The organism is Bacillus cereus group sp. MYBK222-1 (assembly GCF_051916425.1).
Lineage (GTDB): Bacteria > Bacillota > Bacilli > Bacillales > Bacillaceae_G > Bacillus_A > Bacillus_A paranthracis.
The window spans coordinates 381594-397267 of the sequence record NZ_JBQAGP010000002.1 but is presented as its reverse complement, the minus strand read 5'-3'; the positions used below and the strand labels follow the sequence as shown (position 1 = coordinate 397267).

Sequence of the window (15674 nt, the reverse complement as noted above, 5' to 3'; positions counted from 1 at the left end):
GTTTAAGTAAAAATGTAATGTGAAAAATTAAGTATTTATAAAAAGGATTTGGAATGACGATGACGTATTTGTTATGTGTGTTTATTGAATTGCTGATCAACGCATTTTAAATCTTCATCAAATTTCTCGTGTGTCCGCTCGATTAATTTATGAAACATATCTCCAACATGTTCTTCTAAAACCCGAATACCTTCTCCTGTAACGCCGCCTTTCACACATACTTTTTCTTGTAAAGTAGGCAATGTGAAAATTCCTTTTTCGAGTAGTTTCCCCATTCCAACGACCATTTCACTTACTAAAGTAGTGGCTTCTTCATGTGTAATATTTGTTTTATCTACAGCAGCATTAATGAAACATTGTAATAAATAACTAAAGAATGCAGGGCCGCAGCTTGCTATATCAGATGAAACGCGCGTTATATCTTCTTCTATTACAAGGGGAGTAGAAATGTTTTTGAATAAGCGAAATAGTTTTTGTTGCCATTCTTCAGAGCAGTTACTTCCAAATGTAAATAGTGATGCGCCGGATAGGGCGCGGTTTGTAATGCTCGGAATAATACGGGCAACATGGCAAGGTACAAGTGTCTCTAATTGTGATGGAGATATTGGACTTGTGATAGAAACTAAGCACTTTTCATCAGAAAAATGTTCAGCGTATTTTTGCAAGATTGGGTATATATCTATCGGCTTTACGCAAATAAAAATAAGATGTGATCGTTCGATTACCTCATCAATAGTTTTGGCTATATGAACAGAAGGGTGTTTTTCCTTTATATGATATGCTTTGGCGGGCGTCCGATTAATGATCGTAAGGCACGAAGGTTTGACAGCACGGGTTTCTAAAAATGCATCGATTAGTATATTCCCCATGTTTCCTGTCCCTATAATTCCTATGTTCAATGTTTCATCCCTCCTTCGTAACAGCTTTCTCCTAAACAATATGAATGATGTTATAAATTTATGATTAGAGGTGAAAAATGATGTGGGATTTTCCAAAGAAATGGTTAGGATTAGTTGCTATTATTGGAACTGTGCTTTTTCTTATTTTCTGGAAAACGAATGAGCATACAGAGCGATCAGTTATTGCAACGGATGTTCAAGCGAAAGATATAGAGAAGAAAAGTAAACCGAAAATATCGGATACAAAGCAGCAGAAAAAAATAATTGTAATTGATATGAAAGGGGCTGTTGTTAAAGAGGGGGTGTATGAAATGAAAGAAGGGGACCGGGTCAAGGATGCTATTGAAAAAGCAGGTGGTTTTTTGCCTGAGGCAGATAGGATGAAGGTAAATTTAGCACAAATGGTACAAGACCAAATGATTCTTTACGTACCGAATAAAAACGAACAAGTGCAAGAAGTAGCTGCTGTTTCAAAGGGAGAGGGAAAAGTTCAAATAAATGCAGCTTCTAAAGAACAACTTGAAAAAATTACAGGTATTGGTTCTCGGAAAGCAGAAAGTATTTTGAAATATCGAGAGGAACATGGTCCGTTTCAAAAAATAGAAGATTTGTTAGAGATTGATGGGATTGGTGTGAAGTCTTTGGAGAAAATAAAAGATCAAATTATTATTCCGTAAAAGATTGACGAAGTTTTTCTTCATTCGCTACACTACAAGTAGACAAAAAAGTAGGTGAAGAATATGGAACGAATTTCATGGGATCAATATTTTATGACGCAAAGCCATTTGTTATCTTTACGTAGTACATGTACAAGGCTTGCAGTAGGAGCGACAATTGTTCGTGATAAACGAATTATTGCTGGTGGATATAATGGTTCAATTAAAGGTGGCGTACATTGTATAGATGATGGATGCTACGTTATTGATAATCATTGTGTTCGTACAATTCATGCAGAAATGAATGCTTTGTTACAATGTGCAAAATTTGGCGTGAAAACGGAGGAAGCGGAAATTTATGTTACGCATTTTCCTTGTTTACAATGTTGTAAGGCGATTATTCAAAGTGGTATTACAGCAGTTTATTATGCACAGGATTATAAAAATCATCCGTATGCCGTAGAGTTATTTGAAAAAGCGAATGTAACGGTGAAACACGTTCCGCTAGAATACGATATTGCAGCATTAGAGGATCAAAAGCGTCATATGGAGTTAAAAGAACTATTTGCATCTTTAGAAAAAGAGAACTTATCAATGGAAGAATTACAGCATGTATTCACGAAAGCAAAAATGATGCTATAAGGAGTGAGTATGAGTTGCAAGGACAATGGGGCTATGTTGCAATCTCATTTATAATTGGGATTGCAATTGCCTTCTCCTCTTCAGTTGTATGGCTAACTTGTTGTCTCGTTGTATATGTTTTCTTTTGTTTATATCGTACTTCGCGTAAAACCTTCTTTTATTGTATGATAGCGTGTTTTAGTGGCGCTATGTACACCGCGTATGTTCAAGGGCAAAACAAGCCTCTGAGAGAGTCCTATGAAGCTACAAGAGGAGTGATACATACTACACCTCTTATTAACGGCGATCGCCTCTCATTTCAAGTTGAAGATCAGAATAAAAATATAGTGCAGTTAAGTTACAAAATGAAATCAGCCTCGGAAAAGAAACAAATGCGACAATTACATGCAGGAGTATCATGTGTATTCGAAGGTGAGAGGAAAGAACCACAAATAGCTCGGAATTTTCATGGTTTTAATTATCGTGATTATTTATATAAGCAAAATATTCATTTCATATTGGACGCTACATATATTTCTGAATGCCATAAAATATCGTTGTCACTGGTGCAGTGGATTCTTCTTTTGAGGCAACAAGCAATCTCAGAAGTTACAGAAATGTTTCCAGAACAATCAGGTGCTTTTATGAATGCATTAGTATTTGGTGATAGACAACAAATGACATTTGAAGTTGAAGAGCAATATCAACAATTCGGTCTCGTGCATTTGTTGGCGATTTCAGGATCGCATATCGTATTGTTAATGGTAATCGTGTATTTTATTTTGCTAAGAAGCGGTGTGACAAGGGAGGTAGCGACAGTATGTCTTATCTTCTGCATTCCTCTATATATGATTTTAGCAGGAGCGTCACCATCTGTTATAAGAGCTTCTATAACAGGAGTTTTCATGTTAATTGCTTTTATGTGTTCTATTCGTTTATCTAGCTTAGATGCTTTAAGTATAACAGCTATATGTATGCTTATATTTGATCCATATCTCGTGTTTAATATTGGTTTTCAGTTTTCTTTCGTCGGTAGTTTTGCTTTACTTTTATCTGCCCCGCTTTTACTAGAGAGTGGTAATGGAGTAATTCGAAATTCTATTTATATTTCTCTTATTTCACAGCTCGTTAGTACTCCGATTTTGTTATATCACTTCGGTTATTTTTCTCCATATAGTATTTTCTTAAATATCCTATACGTTCCGTTTTTATCTCTCGTTGTATTGCCGTGCAGTATTGTTATTTTGATATGTATACCGATCATTCCGTTTCTGGCAAAAAGGCTTGGGAATGTATTATCAATAGGTTTGAATCTTTCTAATGATTTTTTAAGTTATTGCGAAAACTTACCATTTACCCGTCTTAATTTCGGACAAACACCTATACTTCTTGTAGCCCTATATTGCGTGAGTATTATTAGTATATTGATGGTTTGGGAAAGGCGAATGACGAAGGGGATTCTGTTTATATCTGCGGGTGTATTTCTTTTTATTAGTACATGCCATTATGTATATCCGTATTTTCGAGAAAGTGGGAGTGTTACCTTTCTCGATGTTGGACAGGGAGATGCAATATTAATTCGCCTCCCGTATGATCAAGAGATTTACCTTATTGATACTGGTGGAACAATTCGTCCAAACAAGGAAGAATGGCAACGTAAAAAGCATGAATTTTCTGTCGGAAATGATATTTTGATTCCTTATTTACAAAAGGAAGGTATTAAAAAGATCGATAAATTAATTATAACGCATGGAGATGCGGACCATATAGGTGCTGCACAAGAGTTGTTATCAAATATAACCGTAAAAGAAGTTGTATTTGGCCGAAAGGAACAAGATGCGGAATTAGAAAAAATAGTAAAGAAACAGGCTTTAGAAAAGGAAGTGAAAATAAGAGAAGTGAGAGAAGGAGAAAGTTGGAGCATAAATGGAGCGGAATTTTTCGTATTAGCGCCAACAGGGAAGAAGAGCAGTGAAAATAACGCTTCAATTGTAATGTTGGCAAAATTAGGAGGACTAACGTGGTTGTTTACAGGTGATTTAGAAGAAGAAGGTGAGAAGTTTTTAGTAGCTACGTATCCAGAGTTGCGAGCGGATGTTTTAAAGGTTGCTCATCATGGGAGTAATACTTCATCTACAACAACTTTTCTGAGCGTCGTACAGCCTAATATAGCCGTTATTTCTGCCGGTGAGCGTAATAGGTATGGGCACCCTCATAAGGACGTTATAGAGCGTTTTGAGAAGAGGGGGATTGAAATATGGCGTACGGATAAGCAAGGGGCTATCTCCTATGTTTTTAAAGGGGAAAACGGAACCTTTCGCAGCAAAATCACATATGATGAAACACATAATAGATAAAAAAGACTGCCAGTAAGCAGCAGTCTTTAAGAACCGATAAATTTAATAACAGTTGCAATGATGAAAAGTGTTGCGAAAAAACCAAATGAGACGATAAATCCTACCCCTGAATCAATAGCGTCATTGCGTTTACTTTGAACGTTTTGTTCAAAATCATTCATTTAGAATCCCTCCCCAACATTCCACTTTAGTATAAAATATTGTCAGAAAAAAATCTACAATTTCCATGTGAGGAGAAATAGAGCGTTTTTACTACTTTTAGATCATGAAGTAATGTGAATTTTTGTTTCCAAGCATGTTAACAGTTGGCACTTATACTCGAATTTTTATTGCGAATAATAAAGGGAAGGTGATTACCGCACACCAATAAGAAACCCGGGGCTTATTGCGTGGCGTTTAATATAAATAAAGGGACGGGTTATATTGCCTGTTCCTTTGTACTTGTAAAACAAAAGCTAGGGCATTAGTATAAATATATATTGCCAAGTTAGGGAGTAGGAAAAAGTATGAGTGATATACATAAAAAGATTAAAAAGAAGCAGTTTGCTCCGTTATATTTACTGTATGGAACGGAAGCGTTTTTTATAAATGAAACGATAAAGCTTATTACAACAGAAGCGCTTGAAGAGGAAGATCGCGAGTTTAATGTTGTTACATATGATTTAGAAGAAGCGTATTTAGAAGATGTGGTTGAAGATGCACGTACACTTCCTTTTTTCGGAGAACGTAAAGTGTTATTAATAAAATCACCACTCTTTTTAACTTCACAAAAAGAAAAATTGGAACAAAATATAAAAATTTTAGAAGAATATATCGGGGAACCTTCTCCCTTTTCTATTCTTGTTTTTGTTGCGCCTTACGAAAAGCTGGATGAACGAAAAAAAATTACAAAACTATTAAAGAAAACAGCGGATGTAGTAGAAGCGAATGCAATGCAAGTGCAGGATGTTCAGAAGTGGATTGTTGCTCGGGCGGATGAAGTACATGTGCATATTGATCATGCGGCTGTTAGTTTGTTGTTAGAGCTTGTGGGAAGTAATGTAACAATGTTGGCGAAGGAAATGGACAAGTTAACGTTATACGTCGGTATGGGCGGAGAGATTACACCAAAACTCGTTGCAGAGCTTGTACCAAAATCAGTTGAACAAAATGTGTTTGCTTTGACAGAAAAAGTGGTGAAAAAAGATATCGCGGGTGCGATGCAAATTTTGGATGGATTATTTACGCAGCAGGAGGAACCTATTAAATTGCTTGCGTTATTAGTAAGTCAATTCCGTTTACTGCATCAAGTGAAAGAGTTACAGCAGCGTGGTTACGGCCAAAATCAAATCGCGTCTCATATTGGTGTGCATCCATATCGTGTAAAATTAGCGATGAATCAAACGAAGTTTTTCTCTTTTGAAGCATTAAAAAAAGTGATAATGGAATTAGCGGAAGCTGATTATAGTATGAAAACGGGAAAAATGGATAAAAAACTTGTGCTCGAGTTTTTCTTAATGCGGTTAAATCATATGTGATGAAACAAAAAAAGTTCACGTGCTAAGAGCGTGAACTTTTTTGTATATAAAAAAACGATCCGAATGGATCGTTTTTTAAACGCCTTACGCGTTTACTTGTTTCGCTAAGCGAGATTTTTGACGAGCTGCAGCGTTTTGGTGGATAAGACCTTTACGAGCTGCTTTGTCAAGTTTTTTAGAAGCAGTTTTGAAAGCTTCTTTAGCATTTTCAAGATCGTTATTAGTAACTAAAGCTTCTACAGTTTTAACAGCAGAACGCATGTCAGACTTGATAGAAGCGTTATGTGCACGACGCTCTTCGCTAAGTTTAGCGCGTTTGATAGCAGATTTGATGTTTGCCATACTTTTCACCTCCCTGGTGCAATCGAATGACTCGATTCTTAACATAGAACAAGTGATATTCTATCAAACGGTGAAGAGAATTGCAATAGTATATCCATGAAATTTCACGTAAAGGAAAGAATGACCTTATATAACTTTGGGAAATCTAACGATATTTACTATGAATGACGGAGGAGATACGATGAAAGAACCACTAGATTTAAGTAAATATAGTGTTAGAACGGACCTTGCTGTAGAGGCACATCAAATGCTGCAAGAGCGCCAAGAAGAGCAACAAGGGATACAAGGAGTTGTTGTAAAAGAGAGGGAAGAAGAAGGTATTACCATTACAAAAGTAACGATTGATGAAGTTGCCTCGGAATCGATGGGTAAAAAACCTGGAAATTATTTAACGCTTGAAGTACAAGGTATACGTCAACAAGATACGGAGCTGCAACAAAAAGTAGAGCGTATTTTTGCAAAAGAATTTTCGTATTTCTTAGAAGAGGTTGGCGTTACGAAAGAAGCGAGCTGTTTAATTGTTGGTCTTGGGAATTGGAATGTAACACCAGATGCGCTTGGACCGATAGTTGTAGAAAATGTATTGGTAACGAGACATTTATTTCAATTGCAGCCTGAAAGTGTAGAAGAAGGCTTTAGGCCTGTTAGTGCAATTCGGCCCGGGGTAATGGGGATTACAGGAATTGAAACGAGCGATGTCATTTATGGAATCATTGAGAAGACAAAGCCAGACTTTGTCATTGCAATTGATGCATTAGCTGCTCGTTCTATTGAAAGGGTAAATAGTACGATACAAATTTCTGATACAGGAATTCATCCTGGATCGGGTGTTGGGAATAAACGTAAGGAACTCAGTAAAGAAACATTAGGTATTCCTGTTATCGCAATTGGTGTTCCGACTGTGGTGGATGCCGTTTCGATTACAAGCGATACAATTGATTTTATTTTGAAACATTTTGGCCGAGAGATAAAAGAGGGAAACAAACCTTCCCGATCTTTGTTGCCAGCTGGTTTTACATTTGGAGAAAAGAAAAAATTAACAGAAGAGGATATGCCGGATGAAAAAAGCCGAAATATGTTTTTAGGTGCTGTAGGTACACTGGAAGATGAAGAGAAAAGAAAATTAATTTATGAAGTGTTATCTCCTCTTGGTCACAATTTAATGGTGACTCCGAAAGAAGTGGATGCCTTCATAGAGGATATGGCAAATGTAATAGCAAGTGGTTTAAATGCAGCGCTGCATCATCAAATTGATCAAGATAATACAGGAGCATATACACATTGATGAGAAGAGATGATAATCATGTAAGCCGCTTTTCGCTTTTATGTATATGTAGTGCGGCTATATGCTTACTTATGGTAATAGCAGGGGTGGCACTTGCAAATCATGGGTTGAAAAGTATGAAAGGTTATCAGCAAATGTCGTATGAACAAATCGCTCATATGACAGGAACAAAAGGTGAGGCCACTGAATCAGAAACTTTGGAAGGTTCGTTTTCCGCTACTGAAAAACAAAAACAATTAGAAAGCTTAAAAAGTTTTAATATTGTAGAAGGAATGGGTATGGCGATAGCAAGCGTTGCCTATGAAATAACAAAGTTTGGAACAGATATAGTTGTTGGGAAAGTAAAAGGGATTTTTAGTTAAGAGTCAAACGGAGGACGGTTGTTTTACAGGTTTGTAAGACAGCCGTTCTTTAATTTGAAAAAGGTTTGTCTCTTATGGTTTGTTCGCATAAGATATAAATAGAATGATTTGTATTGTAAGCAGCACGAGTTTTCATTGAATCTTTGCTGCTCTATTGATATAATCAGTGCTAGTGTATATTGGCGAGACTATTAGGAGTTGAGAACATAGATGAACAAAGAAGAAAGAGCAAAAAGACAGTCCAAAATTCGTAATTTCTCTATCATTGCTCATATTGACCACGGAAAGTCAACGTTAGCAGACCGTATTTTAGAGAAAACAAACGCGTTAACACAACGTGAAATGAAAGCTCAGTTGCTTGACTCTATGGATTTAGAGCGTGAGCGTGGTATTACAATTAAATTAAACGCAGTACAATTAAACTATAAAGCAAAAGACGGCGAAGAATATATTCTTCACTTAATTGATACACCAGGACACGTCGACTTTACGTACGAAGTATCTCGTAGTTTAGCGGCTTGTGAAGGTGCAATTCTTGTAGTAGATGCAGCGCAAGGTATTGAAGCGCAAACGTTAGCGAACGTATACTTAGCGCTTGATAACAATTTAGAAATTTTACCGGTTATTAATAAAATCGATTTACCAAGTGCAGACCCAGAGCGTGTACGCCAAGAGGTGGAAGATGTAATTGGGTTAGATGCATCAGAAGCTGTACTTGCTTCGGCAAAAGCTGGGATTGGTATCGAAGAGATTTTAGAACAAATCGTTGAAAAAGTGCCAGCACCAACAGGTGATTCAGAAGAACCGTTACAATGTATGATCTTTGACTCTTTATATGATCCATACCGCGGTGTAATTGCTTATATCCGTGTTGTAAATGGAACGGTAAAAGTTGGCGATAAAGTACGTATGATGGCAACTGGAAAAGAATTTGAAGTAACAGAAGTAGGTGTGTTTACACCGAAAACTACGCAACGTGATGAGTTAACAGTAGGTGATGTAGGTTTCTTAGCAGCATCGATTAAAAATGTTGGTGACACACGCGTTGGTGATACGATTACACATGCGAAACGTCCAGCAGCTGAGCCATTACCTGGTTACCGTAAATTAAATCCAATGGTATTCTGTGGTCTGTACCCGATTGACTCTGCACGTTACAACGACTTACGTGATGCGCTAGAGAAATTAGAATTAAACGATTCTGCTCTTGAGTTTGAGCCAGAAACATCTCAAGCGCTAGGATTTGGTTTCCGTTGTGGATTCTTAGGACTTCTTCATATGGAAATCATTCAAGAGCGTATTGAACGTGAATTTAAAATTGATTTAATTACAACAGCGCCAAGTGTTATTTATAAAGTATTCTTAACGAATGGTGAAGACATGATTGTCGATAACCCGTCTAATATGCCGGATCCACAGACAATTGATCGTGTTGAAGAGCCATTTGTTAAAGCAGCAATTATGGTTCCGAATGACTATGTTGGAGCTGTAATGGAAATTTGCCAAGGTAAACGCGGAACGTTTATTGATATGCAATATTTAGATGAAACGCGTGTTACTTTGACATATGAAATCCCATTATCAGAAATCGTATATGACTTCTTCGATCAGTTGAAATCAAATACGAAAGGATATGCATCATTTGATTATGAGTTAATTGGTTACAAGCCATCTAAACTTGTGAAAATGGATATTCTTTTAAATTCTGAGCAAGTCGATGCTCTATCATTTATCGTACACCGTGATTCAGCGTATGACCGTGGTAAAGTAATCGTAGAAAAATTAAAAGAATTAATTCCAAGACAGCAGTTCGAAGTGCCAATTCAAGCGACGATCGGAAACAAAGTTGTAGCGCGTTCTACAATTAAAGCGATGCGTAAAAACGTACTTGCGAAATGTTACGGTGGTGACATTTCTCGTAAGCGTAAACTTCTTGATAAGCAAAAAGAAGGTAAAAAACGTATGAAGTCTGTTGGTTCTGTAGAAGTACCGCAAGAAGCATTCATGGCTGTACTGAAAATGGATGACAACTAATAGTTGGAATGAAAAAAGAAGTCGTTTATGCGGCTTCTTTTTTACGTATAATTACTTTTTAGACATCCGAGTAGCTCTCATTTACAATAGTGAGAGAGCTTTTTAGTTCATATAAAGTTAGGAGTTTGTTAATGTCCGAAAATATTCGAAAAGATATTCAAGAAAAAATACAAAATGGCAATTTTAATTGTGAAAAGGAATTGACACTTTCTATTATTAGTGGAAAGTGGAAAGTTGTGATATTGTGGCATCTTGGTGTGGAAGGGCCTCATCGTTTTAGTGAATTACAGCGATTATTTCCGAGCATTTCTCATAAAGTTTTATCAAACCAATTAAAAGAGTTAATGGAAGATGGGATTGTTGATCGAACAGTATACCCAGAAATTCCACCGCGAGTGGAATATTATATGACGGAATTAGGCATGTCGCTTTTACCAATCGTTGAAATGATGTATGATTGGGGAAAAATGCGAATGGAACAAATTCGTAATACGTTAGAGAAGTAAAAGAAGCCTCCCGAGCGTGGAGGTTTTCTTTTTAGAAAGGTAGGAGTTATTTTTGGTGCAAGCTGCATATATTCATATTCCGTTTTGTCAGCATATTTGTCACTATTGTGATTTTAATAAAGTGTTTATTGAACGCCAGCCGGTCGATCAATATTTAGAGTATTTAGAGAAAGAAATAATAAATACAGTTCAAAAGGTACCGTTTGATAGTATAAAAACGATTTTTGTTGGCGGGGGAACTCCAACAGCATTAAATATGGAACAGACAAAGAAATTATTAAATATTATAAATCGTCGTTTACGTCCGTTTGCCCCGAATTGTGAATTAACATTTGAAGCGAATCCAGGTGATTTGCCGAAAGAGAAATTAAATGTATTGCTAGAAGGTGGAGTGAACCGAATTAGTTTTGGGGTGCAAACATTTCGAGATGAATTGCTTGAGAAAATTGGACGTAAGCATACGAGAGAAGATGCGTTTGTAGCAATTAGAGAAGCGCAGGAAGTAGGCTTTAAAAATATAAATGTAGATATTATTTATGCTCTGCCAGGACAGACGATAGAAGATGTAAAAGAAACATTAGACATTGCTTTTACGCTTGGTGTACAACATTTCTCGGCATATTCATTAATTGTGGAACCGAAAACAGTATTTTATAACTTAATGAATAAAGGGAAATTAAGACTTCCAGGTGAAGACCATGAAGCGAAAATGTACGAAATGGTAATGGATGAAATGGAGAAACATGGCTATACCCAGTATGAAATTAGTAATTTTTCAAAAGGTAATAATGAAAGTAGACATAATCTCACATACTGGAATAATGAAGAGTATTATGGATTTGGAGCTGGAGCGCATAGTTATGTAAATGGAGAACGTATCCAAAATGTAGGGCCGCTCAAGCAATATTTCAATAAAATCGATGAAACCGGATTTCCGTATTTAGATGTTCACGTGGTGACGGAGAAAGAAAAAATGGAAGAAGAATTGTTCTTAGGACTCCGAAAAACAAAAGGTGTATCTAAAATAGCGTTTCAAAAGAAATTTAATATGGAAATGGATCAAGTTTTCGCGAAGCAGTTACAAAACAACCAAGAACAAGGATTGCTTGAAGAGAGCGATGGATATGTTCGTTTAACGCGAAAAGGAAAATTATTAGGGAATGAAGTATTCCAATCATTTTTGATTGACTAATTAAATGTTCCATTAACGTGAAAAAGTTTCATTATTTCGTGACGTTTCCGTTGACAATTGAATGTCAATTTTGGTAAGTTATTAATAGATTTAGCACTCGAAGACAAAGAGTGCTAACAGAGGTGATGATGAGATGCTTACGGAACGTCAGCTCTTAATTTTACAAACAATTATTGATGACTTTATTGGATCAGCGCAACCTGTTGGGTCAAGAACGTTGGCTAAAAAAGATGAAATTACGTTTAGTTCAGCTACTATACGAAATGAAATGGCTGATTTAGAAGAACTAGGATTTATTGAGAAAACGCACAGTTCTTCTGGACGTGTTCCTTCTGAAAAAGGATACCGATTTTATGTAGACCATCTTTTAGCGCCGCAAAATTTACCGAACGATGAAATTGTACAAATTAAAGATTTATTTGCTGAAAGAATTTTTGAAGCGGAAAAGATTGCACAGCAATCGGCTCAAATTTTATCAGAGCTTACAAATTATACGGCCATTGTTCTTGGACCGAAGTTAAGCACAAATAAACTTAAAAACGTACAAATTGTTCCGCTTGATCGTCAAACCGCAGTCGCTATTATTGTAACGGATACAGGGCATGTACAAAGCAAAACGATTACCGTTCCGGAATCTGTTGATTTATCAGATTTAGAAAAAATGGTTAATATTTTAAATGAAAAGCTATCGGGCGTACCAATGTCGGAACTCCATAATAAAATCTTTAAGGAGATTGTTACGGTATTGCGTGGGTATGTTCATAATTACGATAGTGCAATAAAAATATTGGATGGTACATTTCAAGTTCCGTTATCGGAAAAGATATACTTTGGAGGGAAGGCAAATATGCTTTCGCAACCAGAGTTTCATGACATTCAAAAAGTTAGATCTTTACTTACCATGATTGATAACGAAGCTGAGTTTTATGATATTTTGCGTCATAAACAAGTTGGTATTCAAGTGAAAATTGGTAGGGAAAACTCTGCGACAGCCATGGAAGATTGTAGTTTGATTTCTGCAACATATTCGATTGGAGAAGAACAACTTGGAACAATTGCAATTTTAGGTCCAACGAGAATGCAATACTCTCGTGTAATTAGTTTGTTGCAGTTATTTACAAGGCAAATTACAGATGGACTAAAAAAATAAAGAATAAAGAAGAATACATTCGCTCAAGTGATAAGCAATACATCACTGTGTGTAATATATAACTATACTTAGGTAATCATGCTATGCATGATACCTAATACCTTTTAAGGAGGTGAAAATTGTGGAAGAGCGTAACGAACAAGTTGTAGAAGAAGTGAAAGAAGAAGTAAAAGAAGCACAAGTTGAAGAAGCCGTAACATCTGAAGACAGCGAAGAAACTGTTGAAGAAAAAAGTGAGGCTGCTCTTTTACAAGAAAAAGTAGATGAATTGCAAGCGAAACTGACGGAAACGGAAGGCCGTATGCTACGTCTACAAGCTGATTTTGAAAATTATAAGCGTCGTGTTCAAATGGATAAACAGGCTGCTGAAAAATATAGAGCACAAAGTCTTGTTTCAGATATTTTGCCAGCTCTTGATAATTTTGAAAGAGCGATGCAAGTGGAAGCAACTGATGAGCAAATGAAGTCCTTATTACAAGGGATGGAAATGGTATATCGTCAATTGTTAGAAGCGATGACAAAAGAAGGTGTAGAAGCGATTGAAGCTGTTGGTAAACAGTTTGATCCTCATGAACACCAAGCTGTTATGCAAGTAGAAGACAGCGAATTTGAATCAAATGCGGTTGTGGAAGAATTCCAAAAAGGTTATAAATTAAAAGACCGTGTAATTCGCCCATCGATGGTAAAAGTAAATCAATAATTTACATAAAAGTAGGAGGATTCGCCATGAGTAAAATTATCGGTATTGACTTAGGTACAACAAACTCTTGTGTAGCTGTTATGGAAGGTGGAGAACCAAAGGTTATCCCAAATCCAGAAGGAAACCGTACAACACCTTCTGTTGTAGCTTTCAAAAATGAAGAACGTCAAGTTGGGGAAGTAGCAAAGCGTCAAGCAATTACAAACCCAAATACAATCATGTCTGTTAAACGTCATATGGGTACAGACTACAAAGTAGAAATTGAAGGTAAAGAATATACACCTCAAGAAATTTCTGCAATCATTTTACAAAACTTAAAAGCTTCTGCTGAAGCATATTTAGGTGAAACAGTAACGAAAGCTGTTATTACAGTACCTGCATACTTCAACGATGCAGAGCGTCAAGCAACGAAAGATGCTGGTCGTATCGCTGGTTTAGAAGTTGAGCGTATCATTAACGAACCAACAGCAGCAGCGCTTGCTTACGGTTTAGAAAAACAAGATGAAGAGCAAAAAATCTTAGTATATGACTTAGGTGGCGGTACATTTGACGTATCTATCCTTGAGTTAGCAGATGGAACATTTGAAGTTATTTCAACTGCTGGTGACAACCGTCTTGGTGGAGATGACTTTGACCAAGTTATCATTGATCACTTAGTAGCTGAGTTCAAAAAAGAAAATAACATTGATTTAAGCCAAGATAAAATGGCACTTCAACGTTTGAAAGATGCAGCTGAAAAAGCGAAAAAAGATCTTTCAGGTGTAACACAAACACAAATTTCATTGCCATTCATTAGTGCTGGGGCTGCTGGTCCATTACACTTAGAATTAACATTAACAAGAGCGAAATTCGAAGAGCTTTCAGCAAACCTTGTTGAAAGAACATTAGAACCAACTCGTCGTGCTTTAAAAGATGCTGGTCTATCTGCAAGTGAATTAGATCGCGTTATCCTTGTAGGTGGTTCTACTCGTATCCCAGCTGTACAAGAAGCTATTAAACGTGAAACTGGTAAAGAACCATATAAAGGTGTAAACCCGGATGAAGTTGTAGCATTAGGTGCTGCAGTTCAAGGTGGCGTACTTACTGGTGATGTAGAAGGCGTACTATTATTAGATGTAACTCCACTTTCTTTAGGTATTGAAACTATGGGTGGTGTGTTCACGAAATTAATCGAGCGTAACACTACAATTCCAACGAGTAAATCACAAGTATTCTCAACAGCTGCTGATAACCAACCAGCAGTAGACATTCACGTATTACAAGGTGAGCGTCCAATGTCAGCTGACAACAAAACGTTAGGACGTTTCCAATTAACGGATATCCCACCAGCACCACGTGGTATTCCACAAATCGAAGTAACATTCGATATTGATGCGAACGGTATCGTTAACGTACGTGCAAAAGATTTAGGAACAAGCAAAGAACAAGCTATTACAATCCAATCTTCTTCAGGTCTTTCTGATGAAGAAGTAGATCGTATGGTAAAAGAAGCAGAAGCAAACGCTGACGCTGACCAAAAACGTAAGGAAGAAGTTGAACTTCGTAACGAAGCTGACCAACTTGTATTCCAAACAGATAAAGTTGTAAAAGATTTAGAAGGTAAAGTAGATGCAGCTGAAGTTGCAAAAGCAACAGAAGCGAAAGAAGCATTACAAGCTGCGATTGAGAAGAACGAGCTTGAGGAAATCCGTGCGAAAAAAGACGCTTTACAAGAAATCGTACAACAACTAACTGTTAAACTATATGAGCAAGCTCAAGCAGCTGCAGGGCAAGCAGAAGGTGCACAAGGAGCACAAGATGCTGGCGCGAAGAAAGACAATGTAGTAGACGCTGAGTTTGAAGAAGTAAAAGAAGACAAGTAATTCAACTTTAAACATAATAAGTAAGATGACAAAAAGTCAAAGTCAAGCGTGCCTTGGCTTTGGCTTTTTTCACGAATGAGAAGGAATGTGTGAGGGTCTTAAGTTTTTTACTTTGCATACTGTAAGTGAGGAAACTTTGTTGCAAAGCACTTTCTTTCGGTGTTAAAATTACGTTTATGTGAAAGATTCGG

At 36.7% G+C, this 15674-nt stretch carries 15 protein-coding genes; 12 read left to right on the top strand and 3 right to left on the bottom strand.

The window, feature by feature from the left end; genetic code table 11:
• Positions 1-71: 71 nt before the first annotated feature.
• Positions 72-899, bottom strand: coding sequence for a late competence protein ComER (gene comER / locus ACTFR9_RS14065; RefSeq protein WP_001020541.1), 828 nt, complete (start codon positions 897-899; stop codon positions 72-74).
• A 77-nt stretch (positions 900-976) separates the two neighbouring features.
• Here comER and ACTFR9_RS14060 point away from each other — a divergent pair, with 77 nt between their 5' ends.
• From ACTFR9_RS14060 to ACTFR9_RS14050, 3 genes are all read left to right on the top strand, one after another.
• Positions 977-1576: a helix-hairpin-helix domain-containing protein gene (locus ACTFR9_RS14060; RefSeq protein ID WP_000989939.1), complete on the top strand. Its 600-nt coding sequence runs from the start codon at positions 977-979 to the stop codon at positions 1574-1576.
• A 63-nt stretch (positions 1577-1639) separates the two neighbouring features.
• Entirely contained in the window at positions 1640-2197 is a 558-nt protein-coding gene (locus ACTFR9_RS14055) for a ComE operon protein 2 (protein WP_000439783.1), read from the top strand.
• A 14-nt stretch (positions 2198-2211) separates the two neighbouring features.
• Entirely contained in the window at positions 2212-4533 is a 2322-nt protein-coding gene (locus ACTFR9_RS14050) for a DNA internalization-related competence protein ComEC/Rec2 (protein ID WP_001162024.1), read from the top strand.
• 26 nt (positions 4534-4559) lie between these two features.
• Here ACTFR9_RS14050 and ACTFR9_RS14045 read toward each other — a convergent pair whose 3' ends face one another.
• Positions 4560-4694: a YqzM family protein gene (locus tag ACTFR9_RS14045; protein ID WP_000997609.1), complete on the bottom strand. Its 135-nt coding sequence runs from the start codon at positions 4692-4694 to the stop codon at positions 4560-4562.
• Positions 4695-5039: 345 nt separating this feature from the next.
• Between ACTFR9_RS14045 and holA the strand changes: the two genes are divergently transcribed.
• A complete protein-coding gene (gene holA / locus ACTFR9_RS14040; RefSeq protein ID WP_001279919.1) occupies positions 5040-6050 on the top strand; it encodes a DNA polymerase III subunit delta in 1011 nt (336 codons plus the stop codon).
• Between the two features lie 84 nt (positions 6051-6134).
• On the opposite strand, the gene rpsT is transcribed toward holA, so the two are convergent.
• Positions 6135-6392 carry a 30S ribosomal protein S20 gene (rpsT, locus tag ACTFR9_RS14035; protein ID WP_001274011.1) on the bottom strand — a complete coding sequence of 86 codons (258 nt, stop codon included), beginning with the start codon at positions 6390-6392 and terminating at the stop codon, positions 6135-6137.
• Positions 6393-6573: 181 nt separating this feature from the next.
• Here rpsT and gpr point away from each other — a divergent pair, with 181 nt between their 5' ends.
• The 8 genes from gpr to dnaK all read left to right on the top strand — a co-directional run bounded on the left by gpr (position 6574) and on the right by dnaK (position 15483).
• Positions 6574-7677, top strand: a complete 1104-nt coding sequence (gene gpr, locus ACTFR9_RS14030; protein WP_048557586.1) for a GPR endopeptidase — start codon at positions 6574-6576, stop codon at positions 7675-7677.
• Positions 7677-8039 (top strand): YqxA family protein, encoded by a 363-nt coding sequence (locus ACTFR9_RS14025; protein WP_048557587.1) that lies wholly within the window; start codon positions 7677-7679, stop codon positions 8037-8039. Before gpr ends, ACTFR9_RS14025 begins: the two co-directional genes overlap by 1 nt.
• A 210-nt stretch (positions 8040-8249) precedes the next feature.
• Positions 8250-10073: an elongation factor 4 gene (gene lepA, locus ACTFR9_RS14020; protein WP_001030957.1), complete on the top strand. Its 1824-nt coding sequence runs from the start codon at positions 8250-8252 to the stop codon at positions 10071-10073.
• A gap of 131 nt (positions 10074-10204) precedes the next feature.
• Positions 10205-10579: a winged helix-turn-helix transcriptional regulator gene (locus tag ACTFR9_RS14015; RefSeq protein ID WP_001293546.1), complete on the top strand. Its 375-nt coding sequence runs from the start codon at positions 10205-10207 to the stop codon at positions 10577-10579.
• Positions 10580-10631: 52 nt separating this feature from the next.
• Positions 10632-11771: a radical SAM family heme chaperone HemW gene (hemW, locus tag ACTFR9_RS14010; RefSeq protein ID WP_074533335.1), complete on the top strand. Its 1140-nt coding sequence runs from the start codon at positions 10632-10634 to the stop codon at positions 11769-11771.
• Positions 11772-11904: 133 nt separating this feature from the next.
• Complete coding sequence (gene hrcA / locus ACTFR9_RS14005) at positions 11905-12921, top strand: heat-inducible transcriptional repressor HrcA (RefSeq protein ID WP_000954950.1); 1017 nt, start codon at positions 11905-11907, stop codon at positions 12919-12921.
• Positions 12922-13042: 121 nt separating this feature from the next.
• Complete coding sequence (gene grpE, locus ACTFR9_RS14000; RefSeq protein WP_000392720.1) at positions 13043-13621, top strand: nucleotide exchange factor GrpE; 579 nt, start codon at positions 13043-13045, stop codon at positions 13619-13621.
• 26 nt (positions 13622-13647) lie between these two features.
• Positions 13648-15483 carry a chaperone protein DnaK gene (gene dnaK / locus ACTFR9_RS13995; protein WP_000034690.1) on the top strand — a complete coding sequence of 612 codons (1836 nt, stop codon included), beginning with the start codon at positions 13648-13650 and terminating at the stop codon, positions 15481-15483.
• The last annotated feature ends 191 nt before the right edge of the window (positions 15484-15674 follow it).

Excerpts from the sequence above, each read along its gene's own strand:
- ACTFR9_RS14025 (WP_048557587.1), top strand. The coding sequence starts at position 7,677 with ATGAGAAGAGATGATAATCATGTAAGCCGCTTTTCGCTTTTATGTATA.
- ACTFR9_RS14060 (WP_000989939.1), top strand. The coding sequence starts at position 977 with ATGATGTGGGATTTTCCAAAGAAATGGTTAGGATTAGTTGCTATTATT.
- rpsT (WP_001274011.1), bottom strand. The coding sequence starts at position 6,392 with ATGGCAAACATCAAATCTGCTATCAAACGCGCTAAACTTAGCGAAGAG.
- ACTFR9_RS14055 (WP_000439783.1), top strand. The coding sequence starts at position 1,640 with ATGGAACGAATTTCATGGGATCAATATTTTATGACGCAAAGCCATTTG.
- ACTFR9_RS14015 (WP_001293546.1), top strand. The coding sequence starts at position 10,205 with ATGTCCGAAAATATTCGAAAAGATATTCAAGAAAAAATACAAAATGGC.
- dnaK (WP_000034690.1), top strand. The coding sequence starts at position 13,648 with ATGAGTAAAATTATCGGTATTGACTTAGGTACAACAAACTCTTGTGTA.
- lepA (WP_001030957.1), top strand. The coding sequence starts at position 8,250 with ATGAACAAAGAAGAAAGAGCAAAAAGACAGTCCAAAATTCGTAATTTC.
- ACTFR9_RS14045 (WP_000997609.1), bottom strand. The coding sequence starts at position 4,694 with ATGAATGATTTTGAACAAAACGTTCAAAGTAAACGCAATGACGCTATT.
- holA (WP_001279919.1), top strand. The coding sequence starts at position 5,040 with ATGAGTGATATACATAAAAAGATTAAAAAGAAGCAGTTTGCTCCGTTA.
- hrcA (WP_000954950.1), top strand. The coding sequence starts at position 11,905 with ATGCTTACGGAACGTCAGCTCTTAATTTTACAAACAATTATTGATGAC.
- gpr (WP_048557586.1), top strand. The coding sequence starts at position 6,574 with ATGAAAGAACCACTAGATTTAAGTAAATATAGTGTTAGAACGGACCTT.